The organism is Pseudomonas sp. 2VD (genome assembly GCF_005503585.1).
Classification (GTDB): domain Bacteria; phylum Pseudomonadota; class Gammaproteobacteria; order Pseudomonadales; family Pseudomonadaceae; genus Pseudomonas; species Pseudomonas aeruginosa.
The window spans coordinates 1-2165 of sequence record NZ_SCND01000583.1 but is presented as its reverse complement, the minus strand read 5'-3'; the positions used below and the strand labels follow the sequence as shown (position 1 = coordinate 2165).

General features: G+C 67.3%; 4 protein-coding genes. All 4 read right to left on the bottom strand.

Annotation, left to right across the window (positions count from 1 at the left end; genetic code table 11):
• A partial coding sequence (gene rlmH / locus FFS27_RS32030; RefSeq protein WP_137952515.1) for a 23S rRNA (pseudouridine(1915)-N(3))-methyltransferase RlmH occupies window positions 1-410 on the bottom strand: 410 nt, incomplete at its 3' end.
• Between the two features lie 7 nt (window positions 411-417).
• Window positions 418-774: a ribosome silencing factor gene (rsfS, locus tag FFS27_RS32025; RefSeq protein WP_003100305.1), complete on the bottom strand. Its 357-nt coding sequence runs from the start codon at window positions 772-774 to the stop codon at window positions 418-420.
• A 22-nt stretch (window positions 775-796) separates the two neighbouring features.
• Window positions 797-1441 (bottom strand): nicotinate-nucleotide adenylyltransferase, encoded by a 645-nt coding sequence (gene nadD, locus FFS27_RS32020; protein WP_003110376.1) that lies wholly within the window; start codon window positions 1439-1441, stop codon window positions 797-799.
• Window positions 1441-2165, bottom strand: a 725-nt coding sequence (locus tag FFS27_RS32015; RefSeq protein ID WP_137952514.1) for a glutamate-5-semialdehyde dehydrogenase, incomplete at its 5' end; no start/stop codon positions are given. The genes nadD and FFS27_RS32015, both read right to left, overlap by 1 nt.

The following is a 2165-nucleotide window of genomic DNA, read 5'->3' as shown; positions in this document are numbered from 1 at the left end:
ACCAGGATCCGCACCAACGGGTGCGGCAGCGTCAACGGCGACAGCGACCAGCGCTGCTCGCTGCGCGCGCAGACCTCCGGCGCCAGCCCTTCCGGGCCGCCGACCATGAGATTCACGGTGCGTGCGTCGAGACGCCAGCGATCCAGTTCGCGAGCCAGTTGCTCGGTGCTCCAGGGCCGACCTTCGACCTCCAGGGTCACCACCCGTTCCCCCGGCTGCACGCGCGCCAGCATGGCCTCGCCTTCCTGACGGATCAGGCGCGCCACGTCGGCGTTCTTGCCGCGGGTGTTGAGCGGGATCTCCACCAGTTCGAGGGACAGCTCGGCCGGCAGGCGCTTGACGTACTCCTGCCAGCCTTCCTCGACCCAGCGAGGCATGCGCGAGCCAACCGCGATCAGGCGCAACCGCATGCCGGCGTCACTCTTCCGGCTGGTGCTGGGCGCGGCTCTGCTCGGCGCCCTGCCACAGGCGCTCCAGGTCGTAGAACTGGCGGGTCGCCGGGAGCATCACGTGGACCACCACGTCGCCCAGGTCGAGCAGCGCCCATTCGCCGGACTCCAGGCCTTCGCTGCCCAGGGGCTTGACGCCGTTTTCCTTGGCCTTGGTCAGGACGTTGTCGGCCAGCGACTTGACCTGGCGGCTGGAACTGCCGCAGGCGATCACCATGTAGTCGGTGACGCTGGTCTTGTCCCGCACATCGAGGGTCACGATGTCCTGGGCCTTGAGATCTTCCAGGGCATCGATGGCCACTTGGACGAGTTGTTCGGTTTGCATTGAGTCGGTCTCTGTTTCTTTATCAGTGTGGCGCACGATACAGGTGGTGCGCCTCGATGTAGTTCAATACTGCGTCCGGCACCAGGAAACGCACGGAGCGCCCGGCACCCAGCAGCGCACGGATCTGGGTGGCGGACACCGCCAGCGGCGTCTGCCAAACGAAGGTGATCTGCCCGCCCGGCCCTTTCAGGGCCTGCGGGTCGGCCACGCTCCGCGCCGCCAGCAGGTCGCGCAGCGACTCCGGCGGCTCGCTGTCGGCATCCGGACGCTGCAACACGACGATGTGGCAGTGATCCAGCAACGCCTCCCAGCGGTGCCACGTCGGCAAGCCGCAGAAGGCATCCCAGCCGATCAGCATGAACAACTGGTCGTCGGCCGCCAGCTCCGCCCGCACCGACTCCAGGGTGTCGATGGTGTAGGACGGCTTGTCGCGCTTCAGTTCGCGGGGATCGACCGTCAATCGCTCGACTCCCGCCACCGCCCGCTCGACCATCGCCAACCGCTGCGCGGCCGACACCTGCGGGGTTTCCCGGTGCGGCGGCCGCGCATTGGGCAGCAGGCGCAGTTCGTCGAGGGCGAACTGCTCGGCCATTTCCACGGCGCTGCGCATATGTCCGATATGCACGGGGTCGAAAGTGCCGCCGAACAGGCCGATACGTTTGCCCATCAGGTGCGCACGTGACCGTCGCCGAAGACGACGTACTTCTCGCTGGTCAGGCCTTCCAGGCCGACCGGGCCGCGGGCGTGCAGCTTATCGGTGGAAATCCCGATCTCGGCACCGAGGCCGTACTCGAAGCCGTCGGCGAAGCGGGTCGAGGCGTTGACCATCACCGAAGCGGAATCCACTTCGGCGAGGAAACGCCGCGCATCGCTGAAGTTCTCGGTAATGATCGCGTCGGTGTGCTGCGAGCCGTAGGTGTTGATGTGCTCGATCGCCGCGTCCAGCCCGTCGACGATGCGGATCGACAGGATCGGCGCGTTGTACTCGGTACGCCAGTCCTCCTCGGTAGCCTCCAGCACGTCTGCGCCGAGCAGCGCACGGGTCGCGGCGTCGCCGCGCAGTTCCACGCCCTTCTCGCGGTAGATCGTGGCCAGCGGCGGCAGCACCCGCTCGGCGATACCGGCATGCACCAGCAGCGTCTCCATGGTGTTGCACGGCGCGTAGCGCTGGGTCTTGGCGTTGTCGGCGACGCGAATCGCCTTGTCCAGGTCGGCGGCGACATCGATGTAGACGTGGCAGATGCCGTCCAGGTGCTTGATCACCGGCACCTTGGCCTCGCGGCTGATGCGCTCGATCAGGCCCTTGCCGCCGCGCGGGACGATCACGTCGACGTATTCGGGCATGCTGATCAGCGCGCCGACCGCGGCGCGGTCGGTGGTTTCCACCACCT

What these genes read in the sequence shown, in the direction of transcription:
- rsfS (WP_003100305.1), bottom strand. Translation starts at nt 774, where the DNA reads ATGCAAACCGAACAACTCGTCCAAGTGGCCATCGATGCCCTGGAAGAT.
- nadD (WP_003110376.1), bottom strand. Translation starts at nt 1,441, where the DNA reads ATGGGCAAACGTATCGGCCTGTTCGGCGGCACTTTCGACCCCGTGCAT.